The organism is Asticcacaulis sp. AC402 (assembly GCF_000495835.1).
Taxonomy (GTDB): Bacteria; Pseudomonadota; Alphaproteobacteria; order Caulobacterales; family Caulobacteraceae; genus Asticcacaulis.
In genome coordinates, this window is the sequence record NZ_AWGC01000026.1 from 49428 (window position 1) to 72987 (window position 23560).

23 protein-coding genes are annotated in these 23560 nt (G+C 61.5%); 10 read left to right on the plus strand and 13 right to left on the minus strand.

The features are described 5' to 3' along the window. Nucleotides 1-155: 155 nt before the first annotated feature. On the plus strand, nt 156-1157 hold the full coding sequence (locus ABAC402_RS34640; protein ID WP_023450454.1) for a glycoside hydrolase family 5 protein: 1002 nt from the start codon (nt 156-158) through the stop codon (nt 1155-1157). A gap of 367 nt (nt 1158-1524) precedes the next feature. Here ABAC402_RS34640 and ABAC402_RS34645 read toward each other — a convergent pair whose 3' ends face one another. The 3 genes from ABAC402_RS34645 to ABAC402_RS34655 all read right to left on the minus strand — a co-directional run bounded on the left by ABAC402_RS34645 (nt 1525) and on the right by ABAC402_RS34655 (nt 4456). Further along, nucleotides 1525-1932: a hypothetical protein gene (locus ABAC402_RS34645; RefSeq protein ID WP_023450455.1), complete on the minus strand. Its 408-nt coding sequence runs from the start codon at nt 1930-1932 to the stop codon at nt 1525-1527. 279 nt (nt 1933-2211) lie between these two features. Further along, the gene (locus ABAC402_RS34650; RefSeq protein WP_040410022.1) at nt 2212-2748 is read right to left on the minus strand and encodes a superoxide dismutase family protein; all 537 of its coding nucleotides are present in this window, start codon (nt 2746-2748) and stop codon (nt 2212-2214) included. Between the two features lie 112 nt (nt 2749-2860). Continuing rightward, complete coding sequence (locus ABAC402_RS34655; RefSeq protein ID WP_082179994.1) at nt 2861-4456, minus strand: FMN-binding glutamate synthase family protein; 1596 nt, start codon at nt 4454-4456, stop codon at nt 2861-2863. A 151-nt stretch (nt 4457-4607) separates the two neighbouring features. Between ABAC402_RS34655 and ABAC402_RS0120560 the strand changes: the two genes are divergently transcribed. The 3 genes from ABAC402_RS0120560 to ABAC402_RS34665 all read left to right on the plus strand — a co-directional run bounded on the left by ABAC402_RS0120560 (nt 4608) and on the right by ABAC402_RS34665 (nt 9038). Next, nucleotides 4608-6554 (plus strand): DUF885 family protein, encoded by a 1947-nt coding sequence (locus ABAC402_RS0120560; protein ID WP_031235825.1) that lies wholly within the window; start codon nt 4608-4610, stop codon nt 6552-6554. A 256-nt stretch (nt 6555-6810) separates the two neighbouring features. Further along, a complete protein-coding gene (locus ABAC402_RS34660; protein ID WP_023450460.1) occupies nt 6811-7128 on the plus strand; it encodes a DUF4031 domain-containing protein in 318 nt (105 codons plus the stop codon). An 83-nt stretch (nt 7129-7211) separates the two neighbouring features. Next, nucleotides 7212-9038, plus strand: a complete 1827-nt coding sequence (locus ABAC402_RS34665; RefSeq protein WP_023450461.1) for a DUF885 family protein — start codon at nt 7212-7214, stop codon at nt 9036-9038. Nucleotides 9039-9213: 175 nt separating this feature from the next. On the opposite strand, the gene folB is transcribed toward ABAC402_RS34665, so the two are convergent. From folB to gap, 7 genes are all read right to left on the minus strand, one after another. Continuing rightward, complete coding sequence (folB, locus tag ABAC402_RS34670) at nt 9214-9564, minus strand: dihydroneopterin aldolase (RefSeq protein WP_031235826.1); 351 nt, start codon at nt 9562-9564, stop codon at nt 9214-9216. After that, nucleotides 9561-10148: a 6-carboxytetrahydropterin synthase gene (locus ABAC402_RS34675; RefSeq protein ID WP_023450463.1), complete on the minus strand. Its 588-nt coding sequence runs from the start codon at nt 10146-10148 to the stop codon at nt 9561-9563. The genes folB and ABAC402_RS34675 overlap by 4 nt, the downstream gene beginning before the upstream one ends. A 62-nt stretch (nt 10149-10210) precedes the next feature. After that, nucleotides 10211-11248 carry a class II fructose-bisphosphate aldolase gene (gene fba, locus ABAC402_RS34680; RefSeq protein WP_023450464.1) on the minus strand — a complete coding sequence of 346 codons (1038 nt, stop codon included), beginning with the start codon at nt 11246-11248 and terminating at the stop codon, nt 10211-10213. Between the two features lie 244 nt (nt 11249-11492). After that, nucleotides 11493-12689, minus strand: coding sequence for a phosphoglycerate kinase (gene pgk / locus ABAC402_RS34685; protein ID WP_031235827.1), 1197 nt, complete (start codon nt 12687-12689; stop codon nt 11493-11495). 317 nt (nt 12690-13006) lie between these two features. After that, complete coding sequence (locus ABAC402_RS40305) at nt 13007-13216, minus strand: hypothetical protein (RefSeq protein ID WP_155847431.1); 210 nt, start codon at nt 13214-13216, stop codon at nt 13007-13009. A gap of 214 nt (nt 13217-13430) precedes the next feature. Next, complete coding sequence (locus ABAC402_RS34695) at nt 13431-13736, minus strand: hypothetical protein (protein ID WP_155847432.1); 306 nt, start codon at nt 13734-13736, stop codon at nt 13431-13433. 49 nt (nt 13737-13785) lie between these two features. Continuing rightward, on the minus strand, nt 13786-14808 hold the full coding sequence (gap, locus tag ABAC402_RS34700) for a type I glyceraldehyde-3-phosphate dehydrogenase (RefSeq protein ID WP_023450468.1): 1023 nt from the start codon (nt 14806-14808) through the stop codon (nt 13786-13788). 198 nt (nt 14809-15006) lie between these two features. On the opposite strand from gap, the gene ABAC402_RS34705 reads away from it, so the two are divergent. Next, nucleotides 15007-15981 (plus strand): hypothetical protein, encoded by a 975-nt coding sequence (locus ABAC402_RS34705; RefSeq protein WP_023450469.1) that lies wholly within the window; start codon nt 15007-15009, stop codon nt 15979-15981. 2 nt (nt 15982-15983) lie between these two features. On the opposite strand, the gene ABAC402_RS0120565 is transcribed toward ABAC402_RS34705, so the two are convergent. Together ABAC402_RS0120565 and ABAC402_RS34710 are read right to left on the minus strand one after the other, a co-directional pair. After that, the gene (locus ABAC402_RS0120565; protein ID WP_023450470.1) at nt 15984-17498 is read right to left on the minus strand and encodes a HAMP domain-containing sensor histidine kinase; all 1515 of its coding nucleotides are present in this window, start codon (nt 17496-17498) and stop codon (nt 15984-15986) included. Between the two features lie 37 nt (nt 17499-17535). Then, nucleotides 17536-18273 (minus strand): response regulator, encoded by a 738-nt coding sequence (locus tag ABAC402_RS34710; protein ID WP_023450471.1) that lies wholly within the window; start codon nt 18271-18273, stop codon nt 17536-17538. Nucleotides 18274-18448: 175 nt separating this feature from the next. On the opposite strand from ABAC402_RS34710, the gene ABAC402_RS39360 reads away from it, so the two are divergent. Then, nucleotides 18449-18991, plus strand: a complete 543-nt coding sequence (locus tag ABAC402_RS39360) for an EF-hand domain-containing protein (RefSeq protein ID WP_162148529.1) — start codon at nt 18449-18451, stop codon at nt 18989-18991. Between the two features lie 467 nt (nt 18992-19458). Here the strand turns inward: ABAC402_RS39360 and tkt are convergent, their stop codons facing one another. Then, nucleotides 19459-21405, minus strand: coding sequence for a transketolase (gene tkt / locus ABAC402_RS34720; RefSeq protein ID WP_031235830.1), 1947 nt, complete (start codon nt 21403-21405; stop codon nt 19459-19461). Nucleotides 21406-21607: 202 nt separating this feature from the next. On the opposite strand from tkt, the gene ABAC402_RS34725 reads away from it, so the two are divergent. The 4 genes from ABAC402_RS34725 to yidD all read left to right on the plus strand — a co-directional run bounded on the left by ABAC402_RS34725 (nt 21608) and on the right by yidD (nt 23472). Further along, nucleotides 21608-21937, plus strand: coding sequence for a hypothetical protein (locus tag ABAC402_RS34725; protein ID WP_023450474.1), 330 nt, complete (start codon nt 21608-21610; stop codon nt 21935-21937). Next, nucleotides 21937-22263, plus strand: a complete 327-nt coding sequence (locus ABAC402_RS34730) for a cell division protein ZapA (protein WP_023450475.1) — start codon at nt 21937-21939, stop codon at nt 22261-22263. Before ABAC402_RS34725 ends, ABAC402_RS34730 begins: the two co-directional genes overlap by 1 nt. 361 nt (nt 22264-22624) lie before the next feature. Then, nucleotides 22625-23062 carry an iron-sulfur cluster assembly scaffold protein gene (locus ABAC402_RS34735; RefSeq protein WP_023450476.1) on the plus strand — a complete coding sequence of 146 codons (438 nt, stop codon included), beginning with the start codon at nt 22625-22627 and terminating at the stop codon, nt 23060-23062. A 173-nt stretch (nt 23063-23235) separates the two neighbouring features. Next, entirely contained in the window at nt 23236-23472 is a 237-nt protein-coding gene (gene yidD, locus ABAC402_RS39805) for a membrane protein insertion efficiency factor YidD (protein WP_082179997.1), read from the plus strand. Nucleotides 23473-23560 lie beyond the last annotated feature (88 nt).

Here is a 23560-nt window from a genome sequence, read left to right on the forward strand (position 1 = left end):
TAGATTCTTGACGTTCGTGTCGGTTCTTGCTCTGAGAAGGCGAATTTCACGGTCTTTGTTACAGGCCGAATCACCGCAAACATGGTAGCGGTAGGCACCGGAACGGATCAGACGTCAGCCTGACCACAAAAATAGCCGGATTGAGAGGATACCACATGCCCCTTCGAATCGCGCGCGCCATGCTGGTCATGGCCGCTCCGCTGCTTTTTGCCACGGCTGCCTGGGCTTCAACCCCTGTTGGCGATCACGGTGCGTTGAAGGTCACAGGCAACCGCATTGTCGACAGCCATGACAAGCCGGTGAAACTGAACGGCGTCAGTTTCTTTTGGTCGAATACGGGCTGGGGCCAGGAAAAATTCTACAATTCAGCCGCTGTCGCCACCTTTGCCAGGGACTGGAACGTGTCGGTGGTCCGCGCTGCCATCGGGATCGACGGTTCCGGCGGCTACAAGGAAGACCCGGTGGCCGGCCGGACCCGCGCGGAAGCGATCGTCGACGCAGCAATCGCCAATGACGTCTATGTCATCATCGACTGGCATTCGCACCACGCCGAGACGGATCCGCAATTGGCCGTCGACTTCTTCACCGCCATGGCCAGAAAGTATGGCCACACGCCTAACGTCATCTATGAGATTTATAACGAACCGCTGCGCGAGGCGGACTGGAAAACGACGGTCAAGCCGTATTCGCAGACCGTCATCAACGCCATCCGTGCGATCGATCCCGACAATTTGATCGTTGTCGGTTCACCGACCTGGTCCCAGGATGTTGATATCGCCGCCGCTGATCCGGTGACAGGCGGCAATATCACCTACACTCTGCACTTTTATGCCGGAAGTCACAAACAGGACCTGCGCGATAAGGGCGACGCGGCGCTGAAGATGGGCGCCTCGTTGTTTGTGTCCGAATGGGGCACGGTCAATGCCAATGGTGACGGCGACGCCGATGCTGCCGAAACCACCCGCTGGCAGACCTGGATGCAAGCCAATTGCCTCAGCCAGGCCAACTGGTCGGTCAGCGACAAGAAGGAGGGCGCGTCTCTGTTCAAGCCGGGCGCGTCGGCGACCGGACCGTGGACTGACACAGACCTGACACCGTCGGGTCTTCTGGTCCGTGATATCCTGAAAAACGCCTCAACGTCCTGCAACGGCGACTAGAGCGCATCCCAAAAAGTGTGACGCACCTTTTTGGATCAAGATGCGCGTAAAAACAAAAAACCAGAGCGCATCCCAAAAAGTGTGACGCACCGCTCGGGCGTTCCCGTTTTTGGATTAATACCAACCCGCGAAATTCTTGACTCATCGCGGGTTGGCAAGGCCGACTGGCCGCCCGAGCTTTTGCGAGGAGCCATGGGGGGGCGCCTAGTCCGGCGTTTGAGCTGAAAAAATGCGAATACCAAGCGTCATTCTTTATGAGGTTTGGTATAAGATGCGCGTAAAAACAAAAATTTAGAGGAGATGCGTTTTGAGTCCATCAAAACACATCCCTGTCTAAATCTGAAGAAGGCCCGCCAGAGCTCAGTCTTCATGACCGCTGGCATGACACGATGCCGCCAGGCACAGTCGGACGAATCGGTGGCATGGCCATCGGTAAATCATACTGCGGCGGCAGCGCGTGCTGCCGTGGCCGGACGACCGCCTTGAGCGGAAAAGGTGTCCGCTCGACCTTCGGCCGGGGCAGGGTCACCACCCTGGCGGCATAGGGCGCAACCTCGGGCTTGCCGTCATAATCAAATGCGACCGTTCCGCCGCAGAAGGCGTCATTGCAACGCGTTTCGAACTCAAGCAGATCCACGAACTGCGCGCCCAGGCGGCGGGTCTCGACCATGTCGCGCACACTCTCCGGCCAGTGCTTGCCGCAGGTCTGGCAGGTCACGTCGATCCGGCTGCCGCGCGGCAGGTCCTTAAGTTGCGGCTGACAGATAAAGGCCATGACAGAACATCCTAAAGCGCATCCCAAAACGGGTGATGTACCGCACGCGCGGTCCCGTCTTTGTATAGTAATGCGCGCCAAACAAAAAACCTATGTTCCTATTTTGTTCCAATTGTGGATAAGTGTCAACAAAAAAAGTTCTTCTGCCCAAACGATAAAAAATTCAACATTTTGCCCGACCCGGATGACGCTCCGGTTGGCAATTGACGATGTCACTTTTGCCAACCGGTCAGGCGCGAAGCCGCCAGCTGAGCGACGAACGTGGTCGCGGCCGGGGCTTTACCGAATGACCGCGCAGGCGACACGGGGACCGGCATTGCCGATCGGCTGGCTGATATAGTCGTCGGCCATGGCGTGGATGACGACGGCTGTGCCATCGGCGTCGAAGATGGCCGGGCGTTTGTCCCTGAGCTGGGCGGTAATCAGGTTGGAATAGACTTCGGCGGCGCCGCTGCCATCGGCGGCGACATAGACGTTGGGGAGGTCGCCGGCATCGTTATGCCCTACCGACAACAGGCCATGAATTACCGGGTTTGCGCCATGGACGTGGCCGCCGGCCGAGGCGAATTTCTCATCGGCGCAGGCGCCTTTTTCGTGGAAGTGCAGGGCGTGCCAGCCGGGCGTCAGCCCCTTGACATCGATCCGCAGCAGCACGCCGTCAGGTGCCGCCGTCAGGGTCAGGGTGCCGCGATCGGCGCCGTCCGGGCTCCTGAAGCTGCCGCCGTGCGTCGCCGGTGCCTGGGGGGTGGTCGTGGCGTTGGCAGGCGGCGTTGCCTGAGCTAAGGCCAGGGCCGGCGCAACGAGGAGGGCGATCACAGTGGGGAGGAGACGCATGCGGGGATCCTTGTTCCGGTTCAAAAGCATCAAACGCGAGAGATGCGCATTACCTGTCGTCTCCGCGCCATAAAAGGGCAATATGGCTTTTTTTTCAGAAGGCCGGTTCGAAACTTTGCGCCTGGGCCCGGTCCCATTCGCGCTTCAGCCGGGGGTCGATCTCGTTTGACAGCAGCGCGCCGGGCTCGAGGTGGGTGTAGGCAACATCGCCACGCACCACTTCGCCGGTCGCCGCGCGGATATGCAGGTGCCACGGCTTCAGGTCCGACGGGTGCTTCAGGCCTGCGGCCCCCAGCATCTCGGCCAGGGCGCGCATAGTGTTGCGGTGGTAGGTATAGACCCGTTTGAACTTGTCCGACACGACCAGGGCCTGCGCCCGGCCGGGATCCTGGGTGGCTACGCCAGACGGGCAGTGGTTGGTGTGGCAAGCCCGGGCCTGGACACAGCCGAGCGCGAACATGAAGGCCCGCGCCGACATGACATAGTCGGCGCCCAGGGCATGGATGCGGCAGAAGTCGAAGGCCGACACCACCTTGCCCGAGGCGCCCAGCCGGATTTCGCTGCGCAGCCCGGCGCCGACGAGCGCATTATGGACGAAGGACAGACCTTCAATCAGCGGCAGACCGACATGATTGGACAGTTCCACCGGTGCCGCGCCCGTGCCGCCTTCGCCACCATCGATAACGATAAAGTCCGGCGTCACGCCGCTTTCCAGCATCGCCTTGATCAGGGCCAGGAACTCAAAACGATGACCGACGCACAGCTTGAGGCCGACCGGCTTTCCGCCCGACAATTCGCGCAGTCTGGAAATGAACGCCATCAGTTCCAGCGGTGTCGAAAACTCCGGGTGCCGCGCGGGCGAAACACAGTCGCGGGTGCGGTCGATCAGGCGCGTGCGGGCGATTTCGGCGGTGATCTTGGCCCTGGGCAGGACGCCGCCATGGCCAGGTTTGGCGCCCTGGCTCAGCTTGATCTCGATCATCTTGACCTGGTCGGCGCCGGCCGCCCTGGCGAACAGGTCGGGATCAAAGCGCCCCTCCTTTGTCCGGCAGCCGAAATAACCCGACGCGATCTGCCAGATCAGGTCGCCGCCACCCTTGACATGGTAGCGGCTGATCGAGCCTTCACCCGTATTCTGGGCGAACCCGCCTTTGTGCGCGCCCTTGTTCAGGGCCAGGATGGCATTGCTGCTGAGCGACCCGAAGCTGGTGCCTGATATGTTCATGACCGAGGCCTGGTAGGGTTTCAAACAGGCCTTGCCGCCAATGGCGATGCGGAAATCGTGATCGGACAGTTTCAGGGGCGCCATGGAATGCGAGATCCAGCCATAGCCTATGGCATTGACGTCGCGGATCGTGCCGAAAGGAAGTTGGTCGGGCGCATTCTTGGCGCGGCGATAGACCAGGGCGCGCTGTTCGCGCGAAAACGGCACCGGGTCTCGATCGTCTTCGATCAGATATTGCCGGATTTCCGGACGAATAGCTTCAATCCAGAAACGGAAGTGGCCGATGATGGGATAGTTGCGCAGGATCGAATGCTGGGTCTGGATCAGGTCCAGCAGACTGATGACGCAGAGTGGCGCCAGGACCACCAGGGCCCACCAGACCGCATGGTTGACAAAGAAGCCCAGGGCCACCGCCGCCAGAGACGCCAGCCAAACCATCTGCATTACGAAAAAACGCGAAATCACAATCAGCCCCTAAATGTTACGGGCTCAGGGTATGACAGATGTGCGACGGTTTGATAAAGCGGCCAAGATTACAACAATTTCATGTGCAACCGGTTGCGCCCGAGGCCTTGTTCCGCCTAGGTTTGTTTTTTTGCACATGCGCGAGATGTCCATGCTGGATCGCCGTTTTCTGTTAGCCGCCCTGTCGGGTCTCGCCTTTACGGCGACCGACGCCCTGGCAGCCACTAAGAAAAAGAAGAAGGCGCCGGCCAGGAAGAAAAAAACGACCTCGAAGAAGGGCAAGAAGCCGTCGAAGAAGGCAGCTCCCAAGGCGCCGCCCCCACCGCCCGTACCCGAGGTGACCGCACCTGAGGTCAAGGCAAAGCTCGACGCCGCTTTCGACAGCATTTTGCGCGACCTGCTGGTACAGTCGCCAATGACGGCCACCAATCTCGGTCTGGACAAGGGCGACCTCGCCTATCTCAAGTCGCGCCTGGACGATCGCAGCGCTGCCAGCCTGAACACCAATGTCACGCGTCTGCGCAAGGCGGTCCAGACCCTGGCCGCCATCGACCGCAGCCAGCTGTCGGCCATCGATCGCATCGATTACGACGCTGTCCGCTGGGATCTGGCGCTGCAACTCGAAGGCGCCCAGACCTGGACGTTCGGCGAAAACGCCACGCCGATGAATATTACCTTTTACGCGCCGACGCCCTATATCGTCAGCCAGCTCAGCGGCCTCTGGAACGTGGCGCCGGACTTCCTCGACGGCCAGCACACGATCAACACCACCGCCGATGCCGAAGCCTATATCCAGCGCCTTGATGCCCTGGCCGCCGGCCTGGACCAGGAAACCGTCCGGCTCGTCGCCGAAGCCCAGCGCGGCATCATCCCGCCGGATTTCATCCTGAAAAAGGCGGCGCTCTCAATCACCAATCTGCGCGATACGCCTGTCGATCAGTCGATTATGGTCACGTCGATCACCCGACGCACCGTAGAGAAGGGCATAGCCGGTGACTGGACCGCCCGGGCCTCGGCAAAGGTAACCGATGCCGTTCAGCCCGCCCTGACGCGTCAGATCACGGCGCTCGAAGCCCTGTTGGGCAAGGCGGCCAACAATGCCGGCGTGCGCAACCTGCCCAACGGCAGCGCCTATTATGCCTATTGCGCGCGTGTCGGCACGTCGACCGATCTGACGCCCAAGGAGATCCACACCATCGGCCTGCAGAAGGTCGCCGAACTGTCGGCCGAGATCGACAGCCGGTTCCGGGCGCTGGGGATGACTATGGGCAGCAATGCCGACCGTTACCAGGCCCTGAGCAAAGACCCGTCGCAGGTCTATCCGGACAGCGACGAAGGCCGCGCCCTGCTGCTGAGCGATCTCAATGGCAAGGTCGACGCCGTGACGGCCAAGATCCCGCAGTATTTCGGCGTCCTGGCCAGGACCAAGGCCAGCATCCGCCGCGTGCCGGTGGCCAATGAGCTAGGCCAGCCCAGCTATTACCAACCGGCGGCGCTGGATGGTTCGCGCGCCGGGGTTTACAATATCAACCTGCACAGCATGGCTGACAATCCGAAATGGAGTTTGCCGACCCTGACCTACCACGAAGCCGTGCCGGGCCACCACATGCAGATCTCCATCCAGCAGGAAGCGCCGCTGCACCAACTTCGCAAGGTCGCGAGCTATAACGCCTATGTCGAGGGCTGGGCGCTTTATTCCGAGGAACTGGCCGCTGTCGAGATGAAGATGTACGACAACGATCCCTACGGCCGGCTGGGCTATCTGCACGACGCCCTGTTCCGGGCGGTGCGGCTGGTCGTCGATACCGGCATGCATCATCTCGGCTGGAGCCGTGAGCAGGCCATCCGTTATATGGTCGATGCGACAGGTGATTCCGAAGGTGGCGCGACCCTGGAGATCGAGCGCTACTGTGCCTGGCCGGGTCAAGCCCTGGGCTACATGGTGGGCAAGATCACCTGGTTGAAACTACGCGATTCCATGAAGAAAAAGCAGGGCGGGGCCTTCAGCTACAAGACCTTCCATGACACCGGCCTGACCGCCGGCTCATTGCCGCTGGCGGTGCTGGAAGACCTGTACAAGGCCAAGGGGCTCATCTAGGCTGGAAAGGGGAGGCGCGTCAAACTTCCCTCTCCCCTCCTGAGGGGAGAGGACGAGAGCCGAACGAAGTGAGGGCGATCGGGTGAGGGGCTTTTCCGTCAGCGCAATCCGACAAAGTGGACACCCCCGCACGGGCGCTCCCGTTTTCGGAAAAATTGCGCGTCAAAACAAACCTAGAGCGGGGTTTTGACTCCATCAAAACTCATCCCGCTCTGGCGCAACCGCGCCTGACATACCTGGCACGATCGAATTCCCCATGACCGTCTTTGTCGATGATATGTACCGCTACCGCATCGGCGCGTTCCGCGGCATGCATATGTCGCATCTGATCGCCGACACCGACCCGGAACTGCACCGTTTCGCCGTGATGATCGGCATGAAGCGCGAACATTATCAGGGCGATCACTATGACGTGCCCCTGTCGATGCGTGACCGGGCCATCGCGGCCGGCGCCATTGCCATCACGTACAAGGAGGCTGGCGCCATGCGCCGGCGCAAGGTCGTCGAAGGCACCTGCGGAAGCCCCGACGAAGCCCGGGCCTGGTACAGGGCGTGGCTGCGCAGTTCCGGATAGTTGCAAACATTACCAGAATTTAACTTTCATTCTGCCGTTACCCTGCGAAGCATGGTTACAAATCATTCACGAGGGACATCCCGATGCTCAATCGCCGCCATCTTCTCGCCTCGGCTGCCGCCACGGCGGGCGCCGCCACCTTGGGTTCCGCCGCCTTAAACACCGCCGCCTGGGCCGGTGACCCGGCTGTCGCCGCCAAGCTCAATGTCGTGTTCGACGACATCTACCAGGAGCGGCTGAAGCATTCTCCGGAATCCCTGACGTCGCTGGGCTTGGACAAGGGCGACAAGGCCGCCGCCAAGGCGCAGTTATCGGACTACAGTTTTGATGAACAAAAGGCCTCAGCCGAGCGCACCGCCCGCCACCACGCCGCCGTCGCCGCCATCCCGCGCGACCAGCTCAGCGGTATGGACCGCATCAACTACGACTCGGTGCTGTGGAGCCTGAGCCAGGCCAAGACAGGCGGTGACACGTTCAAGTTCGGTTCCTGGGGTTCGCAACCCTATATCCTCAGCCAGTTGAACGGCATCTACCAAAGTATGCCGGACTTCCTGGCCACCCAGCATTCGATTGAAACCAAGGCCGATGCTGAGGCCTTCCTGGCGCGTATCGACGCCTTCGCCGTCGCCCTCGACCAGCAGACAAGCCGGTTCAACATCGACGCCGGCCAGGGTATCATCGCGCCCGACTTCGCACTCGACAAGGCCATTACCCAGCTGGAAGCCCTGCGCGCTATCAAGGGGCCCTATAGCGGCATGACCAAGGCTCTGGCCGAAAAGGCGGCCAAGGCCGGTATTCCCGGCGCGTGGGCGGCGGAAGCCTCCAAGCGGGTTGACGGGCCGGTCGCCAAGGCGCTGGAACGCCAGATCGCCGCCATCAGGGCAGAACGTCCCAAGGCTGTCCACGATGCCGGCGTGTGGCGCCTCAAGGACGGCGACGCCTACTACGCCCACTGTGCCAAGGGCGGCACCACCACCAACCTGACACCGGACGAGATCCACAAGATCGGCCTCGACCTGGTCGCTGAAATCACTGCCGAGGCCGACATCAAGCTGAAGGAAATCGGCTACACCACCGGCACGGTCGGCGAACGCATGCGCGCCCTGGGCAGCGATCCGAAATATGTCTACGCCAATACCGACGAAGCCAAGGAACAGCTCCTGGGTGATCTGAACGTCCAGATACGTGCCATCGAAGCGCGGCTGCCGGAGTGGTTTGGCGTCCAGCCGAAAACCGCGGTGACTGTGCGCCGCGTGCCCAAGGAAACCGAGGCCGGCGCGCCGGGTGGCTATTATCAGCGCCCGACCCTGGATGGCTCGCGTCCCGGCGCCTACTATATCAATCTGCGCGACACGGCCGAATGGCCGACCTGGTCGCTGCCGACCCTGACCTACCACGAAGCACTCCCCGGCCACCACATGCAGATCTCCATCCAGATGGAGGCGCAAGGGTTACCGATGCTGCGCAAGACCAGCGGCTACTCGGCCTATTCCGAGGGCTGGGCACTCTACTCGGAACTGGTGGCCGCCGAGATGGGCATGTATGCCGACGATAAACCGGGCTATATCGGTTACCTGCAATCGTCGCTGTTCCGCGCCATCCGCCTGGTCGTCGATACCGGCATGCACGCCAAGCGCTGGACCCGCGAAGAGGCCATCCAGTACTTCGTCGCCACCAATGGCGACCAGGAATCGGCGGCAACGACCGAGATCGAACGCTACTGTGTGTGGCCGGGCCAGGCGCTGAGCTACATGATCGGCAAGATTCAATGGATCAAGCTGCGCGACCAGGCCAAGGCAAAAGCCGGTACCAAGTTCGATATCAAGAAGTTCCATGATACCGGCCTGACCTGCGCCGCCGTGCCCCTGGCCGTGCTGGAACAGGTCTATAAAGATGCCGGGATGATCTGATCTTTTGCCTCTCCCCGCTTGCGGGGAGAGGACGAAAACTGAGCGAAGCGAAAGCGATCGGCGCGGGGCGGCAAGCCTGAGGGGCTTTTCTGACAGTTCAACTCACGCGGAACTATCAGAAAGGGCCCCTCACCCTAACCTCTCCCCGTGAAGAACGGGGCGAGGGGTTTTTCGGTCAATGCGCGTACACCACGGTCACGCCGGCCCTATCGGCATCGCTCAGGGCTTCCGGCTTGGCGATAGACAGTTCGACTTTCTGAACATGCGGCAGTTCCATCAACGCCGCGGCCATGTCCTCGGCCAGGGTTTCCACCAGCCGAATATGCCCCTTCGCCAGGAATTCGCGTGCGATCCGGCCAACCAGTTCGTAGTTCAGAGTATCCTTTAGCCCGTGAATTTCATGCCGGTCCAGATCGATGACGGCATCGATGATCAAGGGCTGGGTACGCCCATGTTCGTGATCATAGATTCCGATCGCCGCTTCAATCCGCAGGCCTTCAACAAAAACGCGGCGTGACCTCATCATTGTGTTGGCCCTACCGCTTCGCTGCTTGAGGGCGTATCAAATTTCCCCCACGACTCAAGCGGCATCAGATCGTTCAAACTCAGATCGGCACGGTGGCACCACTCACCCAGACGGATCGGACACGCGATCACATCTTGCGGCGTCAGGACGATGCTGTTGGTCGGCGTCTCTTCGATCTCGAAGCGGACGCATTCGAAATCGGGCATGAAACGCGCCAGTATGGCATTTAACTTCATGTAAAGCGCTGTCGCCACGGCTTCCGTGGTCGGGTCGCCCCGGATGACCAGGAGACGCGGCAACAGTTCCGGCTCGTGATCGCGGAAATAGCTCAGCATGGGATCGTCGGCGCCGAGTTGGAATGCATGATCCAGCGCATCATCGACAAAGCCGTGCCAATGGCGCTTCAGGTCGGCAAAGCTGGCCGCATAGTTGGCATTTCCCCAGTCCATGCCCTTGGCGGAGGCTTTCGGCTGCAAACTGACCGCAACGAATTCGTTATGGCCATGCGGCGTCATGCACTTCGACACGGAATCGAAGCGCAGGCGATGGGCCATGGAAAAGCGGCGTTTGAACTGGATCAGCATGGGCGGCCTTCAAGCGCATATGGACCCGCAAGTCAATGCGCCCTTTTGGCCGCCCTGCCTGCCTACAGATAGAACTGCGCCATGGTCGACAATCCGACCGGTTTGATCTTGGGGGCCTTGCCGGCAGCGCCGAACTGCTCGAAACGGTCCTCGCACACCTTCTGCATCATGGCATAGGCCGGCTTGAAATAGGTGCGCGGATCGAACACCTCCGGCGATTTCATAAAGGTTTCGCGGATACCGGCAGTAATGGCCAGGCGCAGATCGGTGTCGATATTGATCTTGCGCACGCCCATCTTGATGGCCTTTTGCAGTTCCTCGACCGGCACGCCCCAGGTTTGCGGCATCTTGCCGCCATACTCGTTGATCATGTCCTGCAGTTCCTGCGGCACCGACGATGACCCGTGCATCACCAGGTGGGTATTGGGCAGGCGTTTGTGGATCTCGGAAATCACATTCATCGCCAGCACATCGCCGTCGGGCTTGCGCGTGAACTTGTAGGCGCCGTGCGAAGTCCCCATGGCAATCGCCAGGGCGTCGACATTGGTCTGGGCGACGAAATCGACCGCCTGGCCCGGATCTGTCAGAAGTTGCGAATGGTCGAGCACGCCCTCGGCGCCGTGGCCATCCTCGGCCTCGCCCATGCCGGTTTCCAAAGAACCCAGTACGCCCAGTTCGCCCTCAACGGAGACGCCGCAAGCGTGGGCCATCTCGACCACGCGACGGGTGACGTCGACATTGTAGTCGAAGTCGGCCGGGGTTTTGCCATCGGCCTTCAGTGAGCCGTCCATCATCACCGACGTGAAACCGTGCTGGATGGCCGAGGCGCAGGTGCCGACGCTGTTGCCGTGGTCCTGGTGCATACACAGCGGAATTTCGGGGTAGATCTCGACCAGGGCATTGATCATCCGCTTCAGCATCAGGTCGTTGGAGTAGGCGCGGGCGCCGCGCGACGCCTGGATGATCACGGGAGACTGCGTCTTGCGCGCCGCCTCCATGATGGCCAGGCCCTGTTCCATATTGTTGATATTGTAGGCAGGCATGCCATAGCCATGCTCGGCGGCATGGTCGAGCAACTGACGAAGCGATATACGGGCCATTGAAATTTTCCCTTTTTTCAAGGCTGCGCTGCATTGGCGGTCTGCAAATGGCCGTCTTTCCGCGCTCCGGTGCTCATGGACTTAAGTCCACTCTGCTCCTGTGCTCGAAAGCCAACCATTTTCGACTCGCCACTGCAACGCAGCGGCTGGCTGTGGTTTTGCCCTGTGGCGGGGCCGTGAATGAAGCAGTCTGGCCTTTTGACCCTTGTGAACCGCTTGGAAGTAAAGACTAAATCGTTTCCTCTCAAACCTCAAGCGCGGCAACGCCGGGCAGAACCTTGCCTTCCATCCATTCCAGGAAGGCGCCGCCGGCCGTCGACACGAAGGTCATGTCATCAGCCACGCCGGCATGGTTCAAAGCGGCGACGGTGTCTCCACCGCCCGCGACAGCGACCAGTTTACCGGATTTTGTTTGCGATGCAGCAAATTTCGCCGCCGCAACTGTCGCGGCATCAAACGGTGGCAATTCAAACACACCTAAAGGCCCGTTCCAGATCAGGGTCTTGCTCTGGGCCATGACCTCGGTCAGTTGCGCCACAGTCTTGGGGCCGGCATCAAAAATCTTGTCCTCGGCCGTCAAAGGCGCGTCCAGACCTTGCGTACGCGACGGCGCATGGGCCTTGAAGTCCTGGGCGACCACGACATCCACCGGCAGCAGAATGCGGCAGCCCCTGGCTTCGGCTTCCGTGAGGATTTCCAGCGCCGTGTCTTTCAGGTCCTTCTCGCACAATGAACCGCCAACGTCGTAGCCTTGCGCAAACAGGAAGGTGTTGGCCATGCCACCGCCGATCGCCAGGGCATCCAGCTTGCCGACCAGGTTCTTCAGCAGGTCGAGCTTGGTCGACACCTTGGAGCCGCCAACAATGCCGAGCGTCGGACGCTGCGGATTGCCGAGCGCAGCTGCCAGGGCGTCCAGTTCCCGGCGCATGCTCTCACCGGCATAGGCGGTCAGCAGCTTGGCGACGCCTTCGGTCGAGGCATGGGCGCGGTGGGCGGCCGAGAAGGCGTCATTGACATAGATGTCGCCGATATCCGCCAGCTGTTGGGCAAATTCGGGATCGTTCGTTTCCTCGCCGGCATGGAAGCGGACGTTTTCCAGCAGGGTGACGCTTCCGGCCGGCAGCAGCTTCAGCAGGTCGGACGCCGCCGGCCCGACGCAGTCGCTGGCGAAACCAACCGTGACGCCCAGCAGCTCCGACAGCGGGCCGGCGACCGGGCGCAGCGACATTTCCGGCACGACCTTGCCCTTGGGGCGGTCGAAGTGGGCCAGCAGGGCGACCTTGGCGCCCTTGGCGACCAGCTTTTCGATGGTCGGGATGGCGACCCTCAGGCGGGTGTCGTCACTGATACGACCGTTTTCCATCGGCACGTTGAAATCCACCCGCACCAGGGCGATCTTGCCGTTGAGGTCCGAAACGTCGTCGAGGGTCTTGAAGGGCATGGCCGGTCCTTGTGCTTGGAAAAGGTTGGCTGGCTTATCGCGCGCAAGGGCGCCGATGGCAAATGGAGATTCCAACCACATCGCGTTGATTTTAGATTTCTTCACTCGCCACGTGGACGCCTATCGAATTCTCACATATCTCGAGCATTGGCGCTAAACATAAAGTTTGATAGCGTGGCAATAAAATAGTGAGTAATAATAATGGCTTATACTCCCCCGCTATGCGGGGGAGGTGGATCATCTGCGTTGGCAAATGAGACGGTGGGGGGATTTGGCCCGCCGGTGTTTCTGTCGCGAAGGCTCCATTCTCGTCGACTTCACAAAAAGCTAAGCCCGAAATCGATCATCAGCCGGGTGTAGAAGGCCAGCACAAGTGCGCCATACAACAACACCGGCATGACGAAGATCAGGAACAGGTGCCACGGCACGAACAGCGTCCAAAACCTGCGCCCGACAAAAATTCGCCGGCAAACCACGATCAGGTAAATGCCGATGACGCCGATCGGCAGGCCGAACAGGCTAAACAAAAGCTGAACGCCTTCGTGGACCCGCAGAAAAGCGAGCAGGGGCGGAATGAAAAAGCTGCAGAGAAAAGCAGCAATCAGCCACCTGACTGGACGCGTCGGTTTGTTTTCCGTCTTGTCCAATAGACCCCTACCTGAAAACCACGCCATTTGCAGCGGGAGCAACACTATCAGATCAGCTTGCCGAAATATACCACCGCGTCGGCCATCCATTCGGTCAAGTGAAATTGGGCGGATAGATGGCCAACAGGCCGTGGATCGCTGCGTAAGTGCCAACTATGGCTAAAGGCGTTGCTGCAACGAAGGCGAGTATCAAAATGAGCACCGATGGACGCTTCTTCCGCGAGCCCAGCCAGGTGATCAAAGCGCCGACGGCAAGCGAAGCCGCAATGGCCACTGCATGTGGTTGCGTGATGCTGACATAAAATCTCAGCGCCAGCATCGTCATCGCAAAACCGATCACCAAGCCGAGGCCGAAAGCTGCCATCAGCCAGGCCCAAGAAAATCCGGGCCTATTCGTCATCGCGCCCCCCACATTGAAAACCCGCCGGATCGCTCCGGCGGGTCATTAATCAGATCAGCTTGCCGAAATATACGGCCGTATCGGCCATGCGCGACGAGAAGCCCCATTCGTTATCGTACCAGCTCAGGATCCGGACCAGGCCGCCATCGACGATTTGGGTCTGGTTCAGCGCAAAGGTCGACGATGCCGGCGCGTGGTTAAAGTCCGACGACACCAGCGGTTCGTTGGTATAGTCCAGAACCCCCTTCATCACGCCATCGGCGGCGGCGATGATGGCGTTGTTGACCTCATCCTTGGTGACGGTGCGGCTGGGCACGAAGACCAGGTCGACGGCCGAGACGTTCGGGGTCGGCACGCGGATCGACGAACCGTCCAGCTTGCCCTTCAGTTCCGGCAACACCAGGCCGACGGCCTTGGCCGCGCCCGTCGAGGTCGGGATCATGCTGAGCGACGCGGCGCGGGCCCGGTACAGGTCCTTGTGCATCTGGTCCAGCGACGGCTGGTCGTTGGTGTAGCTGTGGATGGTGGTCATGTAGCCACGCTCGATGCCGCACAGGTCCTGCAGCACCTTGGCGACCGGCGCCAGGCAGTTGGTGGTGCACGAAGCGTTGGAGATGACTGTGTCGTCCTTCGTCAGGGAGTCATGGTTGACGCCGTAAACAATGGTCTTGTCGGCGCCGTCGGCCGGGGCCGATACGATGACCTTGCGCGCGCCGGCCTCCAGATGCAGGGCGGCCTTGTCGCGGGCGGTGAAGATGCCGGTGCATTCCAGCGCGATATCGACGCCCAGTTCCTTGTGCGGCAGCTCGGCCGGATTCTTGATGGCCGTCACCTTGATCGGGCCGTAGGTCTTGCCGTCCTTGGTCAGGGTGATGCTGTCACCGTCGACCGTGACCGTGCCGGGGAAGCGGCCATGGACGCTGTCGTAGCGCAACAGGTGGGCATTGGTTTCGACCGGGCCCAGATCGTTGATCGCCACGACTTCGATATCGGTGCGGCCGTACTCGACGATGGAGCGGAGAACCAGGCGGCCGATGCGGCCGAACCCGTTAATGGCGACACGTAAAGCCATGGGAACATCCTTTTGCTAGGTTTTTTCGACGCGGTTCTTGAACCTCAAGGCTTTCAAGTCAAGCCTTATTTCGCGTCGTACGCTATATGGTAACGTTACCGTTGGAAATCCATGGCCGTGCGACCTTGAAGCGAGATTTCGAATGCATTTCCAGGCCATCGCGTGTAGGTACACTGTCCTTATATTGGGGGGATATCCATGACCTGTCGCAACGCACTTCTGACCTGCCTGGCCTTGGCGGCCGCCACACCGGTCATGGCCCAGGATCCGGCGACCCGTGACATCATCCTGGAGATTCCGGCGACTGGTGAAATCCGTCTCAAGGTCGAACGGACCATGACCAAATCCGGTCAGGGACCTGTCACCTCCATGACCATGGCCTACGATATCGTCGATAGTTACGTTTGCGTCGACGACAGTTGCACAATCGCTTCCAAAGTCGAAAACGCTGTTTTCAAGACGATGAACGGCCAGGTTCCGCCCAAGGGCGTGGATATGAGCCCCTTGACCGAAGTCGTGCGGCTTATGGACGGCGTCTCGTACTCGGCCGACAGCTCGTTTTCGCCGCTGCGGCTGAACGGCCTGACGCAACTCAAAGAGAATTACGTACGCACCATGATGGTCACCCTGGGCACCGGCGCCGATGAGAAAACGCGCGCCTCGCCCGAATTCCGGACCAACATCACGATGGCTGTCGATCAGATGCTGATGGCCGTGGGCGGCGAAGAGGCGGCTCCGGCCTTTGCTGCCGAGCGTGAATTGCTGTCGTGGGCGCACAACACCTCACTCCCTCTGGGCGAGGCGGTGTCCGCGACCATGGAGTTCGCCAGTCCCGTCGACGGCACCCCGTTGCCGGCCCTGTTGTCCATGACGCTTGAATCCGTGGACGAGACAAAAGGCCTTGCCGTCATCACCTTCGACAAAACGCCCGACGAGGCTGCCATGACCGCCTATGTCCGGCAGGTGGCGCCGCGCATGCTGGCCCAGGTCGGCGCGCCGGCGGAGGCACAAGAGATTTCGGTGAAAGGCAGCACCCATTGCCGATTCGAGGTCAGCCTGAAAACCGGCCTGGTTAACACTGCTGACTGCCGGGTGGAAAAGGGCGTGACCGTTGCAGGAAAGGGTGAGGTGACTATGGACCACTACGTCATGTCCGAAGCCTTGCTGCCCTGAGACTATTTCCGCATCAGCCGCGGCAGCACAAGGCGCGCTTCCAACCCGATGACCTGGGTGCCTTCATAACGGTTATGCAGGGTCAGAGTCGCGCCTTGCGCCTCGGCCAGCGAACGCGCCACCGACAGGCCCAGGCCGGTGCCCCCGGTATCGCGGCTGCGCGAACTCTCCACACGGTAAAACGGTTCAAACACCGTCTCCAGCTGGTCCGGCGGCAGGCCCGGACCGTTATCGATGATGCGCACCTCGGCCGACGGCCCACGTGCCGCCAGCTCTATCCGGCATGAGGTGGCGTAGCGGCCGGCGTTTTCGACCAAATTGGTAACGATGCGTTTCAGCGCCACCATGTCACCCTTCATCATGATATTGGGCTCGATCAGGGCCTGATCCATCTCACACACCGCGCACAGGTCGTCGGCGAGCGTCTCGACCAGGGCCGACAGGTCCAGCGGCCGCAAGCTGTCCCCCAGCTTGTGGGCGCTGGTAAAGCTCATGGCCGAGCGGATCAGCCCGTCCATATGGGCGATATCGTCGGCCAGCTTGTCGCGTAATGGCAAGGGCAGGTCCTCAATACGCAGTCGCATCCGCGCCAGCGGCGTCTTCAGATCGTGAGCAATCGCCCCCATCAATGCCGTGCGGCTTTCGACCTGTTTGCGGATGCGGATCTGCATCGCGTTGAGCACGTCGGCGGCTTGACGCACCTCGCGCGGACCGATGGCCATCACCGGCGGCGCAGTGTCCTCGACCCCGATCTTGGACGCGGCTTCGGAAAAGGCGACGATCGGCCCGGCCAGGCGCTGCGACAGCCACCAGGCCAGGGGCAGGATCAGCAGGGCGGTCAGCCCGAACCCGATCAGTAGCCGCAGCTGCCACGGCGCAATCAGATCCTGCGGCGGGGTAATGACGCGATAGCTGCCGTCGCTCAGTTTCCACGCGGCGGAGAAGGGCGGGAAGACGACGTCGCCGCGCAGTTCCAGCCGCTCGATGCGGACGATCGGTCCGGCTCCGTCTTGTGGCGGCGGCAGAGGTCCACCCGGTCCATCCGTGCCGAAGCCAGCCTCGCCACCGGCCCCCCCGTCGGGACCGGGTGGCGGACCGGGGCCTTCACGCCTGAACATGACGACGCGGTTGGCTTCGATCGAAGGTGGCCTGGCGCCGAAAACCTGGCGGCGAAGGGGCGGGATGTGCACCTTGATCGTGTCGGCCGGGACGCCCAACTGCATGGCCAGACTGTGTTCCAGCGCGCCGGAGATGGCGCCGAAATGTCCCCGTCCGGCCGGTTCGGCAACGAAATCCGGCGCCGTGGCGGTGGTGACGGCCGTCAGGGTCCGGCCGTTCTGCAGTTCAACCTGGCCGGTTTTAAGCGCGGCGCCAGCCTCCTCCAGCGTATAGCCCGCTGGCGGCGGGTCCGGCGCATTCAGCACGACGAACGTATTGATCCCGAGCGCCAGAACCAGCACAGCCAGGCTCAGCCCGAGGACCTGCCAGAAGATCGGCCAACGGGTTGGAAGCGACATCAGCCGGCGCCTGGGCGTTTGGGAATTCGTCACGGGATTACTTCAGCGGTTTGAACATATAGCCGATACCGCGGATGGTGCGGATGAGGTCCTCGTTATGGTCGTCGCTCAGCTTGCGGCGCAAGCGCGAAATCTGGACGTCGATGGCGCGGTCGAAACTGTCGGCATTGGGCCCGTGCAGGTGGTCGAGGATCTGGTCGCGCGACAGGGCGCGGCCCGGCCGGTCGAGAAAGACCCGCAGCAGTTCGAACTCGGCATTGCTGAGTGCCACCTGGATGCCGTCCGGGCGGGTCAGGGTGCGTTTGATATTGTCGAGCGACCAGCCGAAAAAAGTGGTCATTGGCGCACCCTTGTCCCCGCTTGCGCTGCGCAGTTCGCGCCGGCGCAACACGGCACGGATGCGCGCCAGCAGTTCACGCGGATGGAAGGGCTTGGCCATATAGTCGTCGGCCCCCAGTTCCAGCCCGACGATGCGGTCGATCTCCTCGCCACGCGCCGACAGCATGATCACCGGCGGGCCGCCCTGCTCCCGGAGCCGCTTGCAGATCGACAGGCCGTCTTCGCCGGGCATCATATAGTCGAGCACGACCAGGGCAATATCGCCACGCGCCAGCACCTTGTCCATCTCCTTGCCCTGCGCCGCCGTGTGTACGGAAAAGCCGTTCTGGCCGAGGAAATTCCCGGTCAGGTCGCGGATATCGCGGTCGTCGTCGACGATCAGAATGCGCGGCGGCGTAGCGGTGGCGGTTTCGGTCATGATGGCGGCTTGGGGCATAGGCAACTCATATTGGGAGAAGCCTCAAAGATGCCGCTGGCTTGCGGCGGACGGATGGCCAGGGTGACACAATAAATCTTAATTTTGCCACAATTGGCGTATCGCTGACATCAAGCAGCAACACCATGGGCGCAGGATGGGACTGCGGAACACGATATTTTCAAGGGAGACCCGTATGACGTTACGACCCAAACACTATTTGATGGCGGCGGCCGGCATGGCTGTTGCGGCCCTGGCTTTCGGGGCGGTTGCGCAGCCCAAGAGAGAGGTGCGCATCTTCCACGGCGGCGGTGATTTCGCCACCCTGGATGTCAACAAGGACGGCAAGGTGACGCGCGAGGAGTTCAATCGCCCGCCACCCGATCCGTTCGACCTGATGGACGGCAACAAGGACGGTTCCGTCACCGAGGAAGAGTTCAAGGCGTTCAAGCCGCCGCACATGGAGCGCGAGGTCGTCATGATACACGGCGGTCCGGGTATGGCTGGTCCCGATGACTTAGATGGCCCGCCGCCGCCGGGGGCGCGCATCCACAAGCGCGAGATCCGAATCATCGGCGGCGATGGCCTGGATGCCAACAAGGATGGCAAGGTGACCTTCGAGGAATTCTCAGCGCCAATGAAGGACCATTTCGGCGAGATGGACGCCAACAAGGACGGCGTGCTGAGCGGTGACGAGTTGAAGCATCCTGCCGGCCCGCCACCCATGCCGGGGCGGTAACATAGGATTTCCAACGGCGTTCTTTTCGCCCTTGGCAAGGGCGACCGCCCGCCGCCGCTGACGCGGCGAGCCATGCGGCGCCTGAGCTGAAAAATAGTGAAAATTCAGCCGCAGGATTTTTTGTCCTGCGGCTGATTTCTCGTGCGACGGAGTTGGTAACTGTCGGCGTTAGACAAAATGAAAAGGCGACGGATTGCTCCATCGCCCGAACAGTTCTTGAGACAGGCGGTATCTCCCCGGAGCTGCCTGGTCCCAAGAGAGAGCCGTGGTGACCGCCGTCACCACGGCTTCTTTTTTTTGGTCTTGAGCCATCGATACTCTGCAGCCATCGGCAGCGCTACAAGATTCCCTCTCCCCTCGTGAGGGGAGAGGACGAGAGCGGAACGAAGTGAACGCGATCGGCGCGGGGCGGCGAGCCTGAGGGGCCTTCAGAGGACGTCTGAGCGCCGAAAAGCCCTCTCTAAATCTTACGCCTTCATCGCCGCTTTCGCCGCCGCAACAACCCCCTCGGCCGTAATGCCGAATTCCTTGAACAGACGATCGGCCGGCGCCGACGCTCCAAAGCCCTTCATGCCGACGAACACGCCGTCATTGCCGATGAACTTTTCCCAGCCCAGCGACACCGCCGCTTCGACCGCCACGCGAACCGGCGCTGTCCCCAACACCGAGGCCTTGTAAGCCGGGGTCTGGGTATCGAACAGGTCCCAGCACGGCGTCGATACGACCCGCGTGGCAATGCCGTCGGCTTCCAAAAGCGTCTTCGCCGCGACCGCCACCGACACTTCCGAACCGGAGGCAAAGATCGACACGACAGCTTCACCTGAGGCCGCACTGACCTCGTAGGCGCCCTTTTGCGCCAGGTTCTCACCCGACGTCCGCACGGCCGGGATCTTCTGACGCGTCAGGACCAGCATCGACGGACCGCCGGCATTAAGTGCCGCCTTCCAGCATTCGGCTGTCTCGACCATATCGGCTGGACGGAAGACGTGCAGACCGGGCATGGCGCGGAAGGCGGCCAGGTGTTCGACCGGCTGGTGGGTCGGGCCGTCTTCGCCGACGCCGATGGAGTCGTGCGTCATGACGTGGACGACCTTGGCACCCATCAAAGCACCGAGGCGAATGGCTGGACGCGAATAGTCGCTGAACACAAAGAAGGTGCCGGCATAGGGAATTACCCCGCCATGCAAGGCCATACCGTTCATCGCCGCCGCCATACCGAATTCGCGTACGCCATAATGGACGTAACGGCCGGCATAATCGGTCGTGTCATAGGTGCCCATGCCCTTGACCAGGGTATTGACCGACCCGGTCAGGTCGGCCGAACCGCCGATCATCGCCGGGATGGCCGGGACCAGGTGCGACAGGGCCGCGCCCGAACACGAGCGGGTCGCGTCGGTCGGCCTGGACTCCAGCGACGCCTTGATGTGCGCGTCCAGCCCTGCGAAGGCATTGTCGGGCAGTTCGCCGGACATGGCGGCGATCAACGCTTCATAGTTCGGATTGGCCTGGCTGGCGGCTTCCCATGCCTTGCGGGTGCGCGTACCCTTGCGGCCGGCCGACAGCCACGCCGCCTTGATGTCGTCGGGCACGGTAAACGGCGCGTGCGCCCAGCCCATGGCCTCGCGCGCCGCCCTGATCTGGTCGTCGAACAGGTTGTAGCCGTGGCCGTGCTTGTCGCCTTCCAGCGCGCCGGCGCCCTTCGACACCTTGGTTTTGCAGGCGATCATCACCGGCTTGTCCTGGCGGGTCGCCCAGCGCATGACGGCGGCCAGCCTGGCGTGGTCATGGCCGTCGACGGCCTTGACAGCCCAGCCCGCCGCAGCAAAGCGCTTGAGCTGGTCGCCCGTCTCGGCCAGGGAGGCCCAGCCGTCGATGGTGACATTGTTATCGTCAAACAGAACGATCAGATTTTTAAGATTAAACCGTCCGGCCATCGAGATGGCCTCGTGCGACACGCCTTCCATCAGGCAGCCGTCACCGGCGATAACCCAGGTCTTGTGGTTGACCAGATCGTCGCCGAAACGGGCATTGAGGTGGCGCTCGGCCATGGCCATGCCGATGGCGGTGGCCAGGCCCTGGCCCAGCGGGCCGGTGGTGCATTCGACGCCGGCGGTGTGGCCATATTCCGGATGGCCCGGCGTCGAGGCGCCCCACTGGCGGAAGTTTTTGATGTCGTCCATCGACACCGAGTCGTAACCGGTCAGGTGCAGCAAGGCATAGAGCAGCATGGAGCCGTGACCGGCCGACAGCACGAAACGGTCGCGGTCGGCCCAGTCGGGTGTCTTCGGATCGTAGCGCAGGAATTTCGTCCACAGGACCGTGGCGACATCGGCCATACCCATTGGCATGCCCTGGTGGCCCGACTTGGCGCGGTGGACCGCTTCCATGGACAGGACCCGAATGGCATCAGCCATCAGAACGCTGAGCGGTTTGTCCGCGGTGGCGGCGGCGATGTCGCCAGAATCTGGACTTGTGGTCATGGCCGAGTCTCTATTAAACTTGCGATGTGACGGCGAGTCACGGAACTTGGCGGGCGCTTTAGCGGAAATGCCGCTGCAAGTGTAGGTTTTTATGCGGTCCTGAGTAAAAAACGGGCCGCCGGTGAGGAGATCGGGCATGGAATCGTCGCTGACGCCAAACCAGTTGGGCGGGCAGATGGGAAGCAGCCTGAGCGTGGCCGTGGACCGGCTGGACCGCGTGCTGGAAGCGCTTGAATCGCGTGTGCGCGCCCTGCAGAACGGTGAGCCCCTGCCGCCGCCACTTATGGGCGGTGACGAGGGGGCTGCGGCGGGCGAAAGCAACGAAGAGGTTCAGCGTTTGTTGACCGAGCTTGAAGAGGCGAGGGGCCGCGAAGCCGCCCTGGCCAAGGCGGCCGAAACGGCGTTTCAGGCGCTCGGCATGGCGGCGGCCAATATCCGCATCCTCCTGCGCGACGAGGCAGCCTGATGGGCGAGGTCACGGTCCGCGTCAACAACAAGCCCTATACGGTCGGTTGCGCCGACGGCCAGGAAGGCCGCGTTCAGGAACTGGCGCGGACGTTTGACGAACATGTCGAGATGGTGGTGTCGGATGTCGGCACGATTGGCGAGGTGCGGCTGTTCCTGATGGCGGCCTTGCTGATGATCGACGAGATGCAGGATCTGCGGGCCCAGCTCGAAGAGGCCAATTCGTTGAATTCGCGCATGAATGCCGGCGCCCACGAGATGGAACGCAAGGCGGCGTTCGCCATCGCCGACGCGGCCTCAAGGCTGGAACGCCTGCTGGGGGTATAGACCTCTTATACCTATCAACGAAAAGCTTGATACATTGACAGTAGGTAGCTCCCCCCACCCGCCATGGCGCCTTGCCAACCCGCGGTGTGTCAAGAATTACGCGGGTTGGAATCCGACCTCCCCGCGCGCTTCGCGCGGGGAGGTCGGATGAGCGCAGCCGGGAAATATTTCGGCAAGCGCAATACGAGCGAGCCAGGCCGAAAGCCGCCAGTCAGTGAGGTGCGGTGATGGGGCGACTTTTTCCCACTCGCTGTGTACGGGGACAGGACAAGCCGGCGTCAAACACCGATCGCTTGGTGGTTCGGCAAGGCTTGCTCACCGGACCCTTTCCTTTGGGTCTGCGGTCGACTATCTGGGGATCATGATCGATGAGCTCTATTCCCGCGAAATTCTGCGCCGTACCACCCAGCTTCAGCATGTCGGCCGCCTGGCGCATCCGCAAGGCGCGGCCGACCGCACGGCGAAACTGTGCGGCTCGACCATCCATGTCGAAGTGATCATGAGCGCAGATACCGTCAGTGACTTCGCCCAGGAGGTCCAGGCCTGCGCGCTGGGCCAGGCGGCAGCGGCGATTTTGAGCCGTAGTGTCATCGGTGCCACAAAGGACGAAATCGTCGCGGCGCGCGACGCCTTGCGCCGGCTGTTGAAGGGGGATGATACGACCTTCCCGAAACGCTTCGAAGACATGCAAATTCTGACTGGCGTGAAAGATTTTCCCGCCCGTCATGCCTCGACTCTTCTGGCCCTCGAAGCGACCGTCGACGCCATCTCCGACGCCATCTCCCACGGCCGGAGTTAATACCGCACTGCCGTTGCAAACCTGCCATATTTTCTGCAGTGCAGCATGATCCCCTCGTTTCAGGGGTTGCTTTCCCCGTTAAAATAGGTTGGTATAGCGTCAGGGGCGGGGAGAGTGCGCGTAAGTGCCGTTTATTGCGGCATGATTTGATGTAAACCAGGCTCTGTTCCCGCATGTCCGGTCTTTATGAGCGTTCGGTGCGATCCGCCTTGCGGGCGTATAAACTGACCGTGTCGCCCTATATCGGGCAGGGCTGCCGGTTTCGGCCAACCTGTTCCGAATACATGGCGGATGCCCTGATTATTCACGGGCCCCTGGCGGGTGCGTGGATGGGAGTACGCCGAATTTGCCGCTGCCGCCCAGGCGGAGGGCACGGGTTCGACCCGGTGCCACTCAAAGGTAACGGCTGATGGTCTTGGAGTGCCGGTTCGAGGTGGCTTTATTAAGACCATATCGAATCCTTATAAAAATTATTGCGCGATGAAGCCCGCCGTAAGG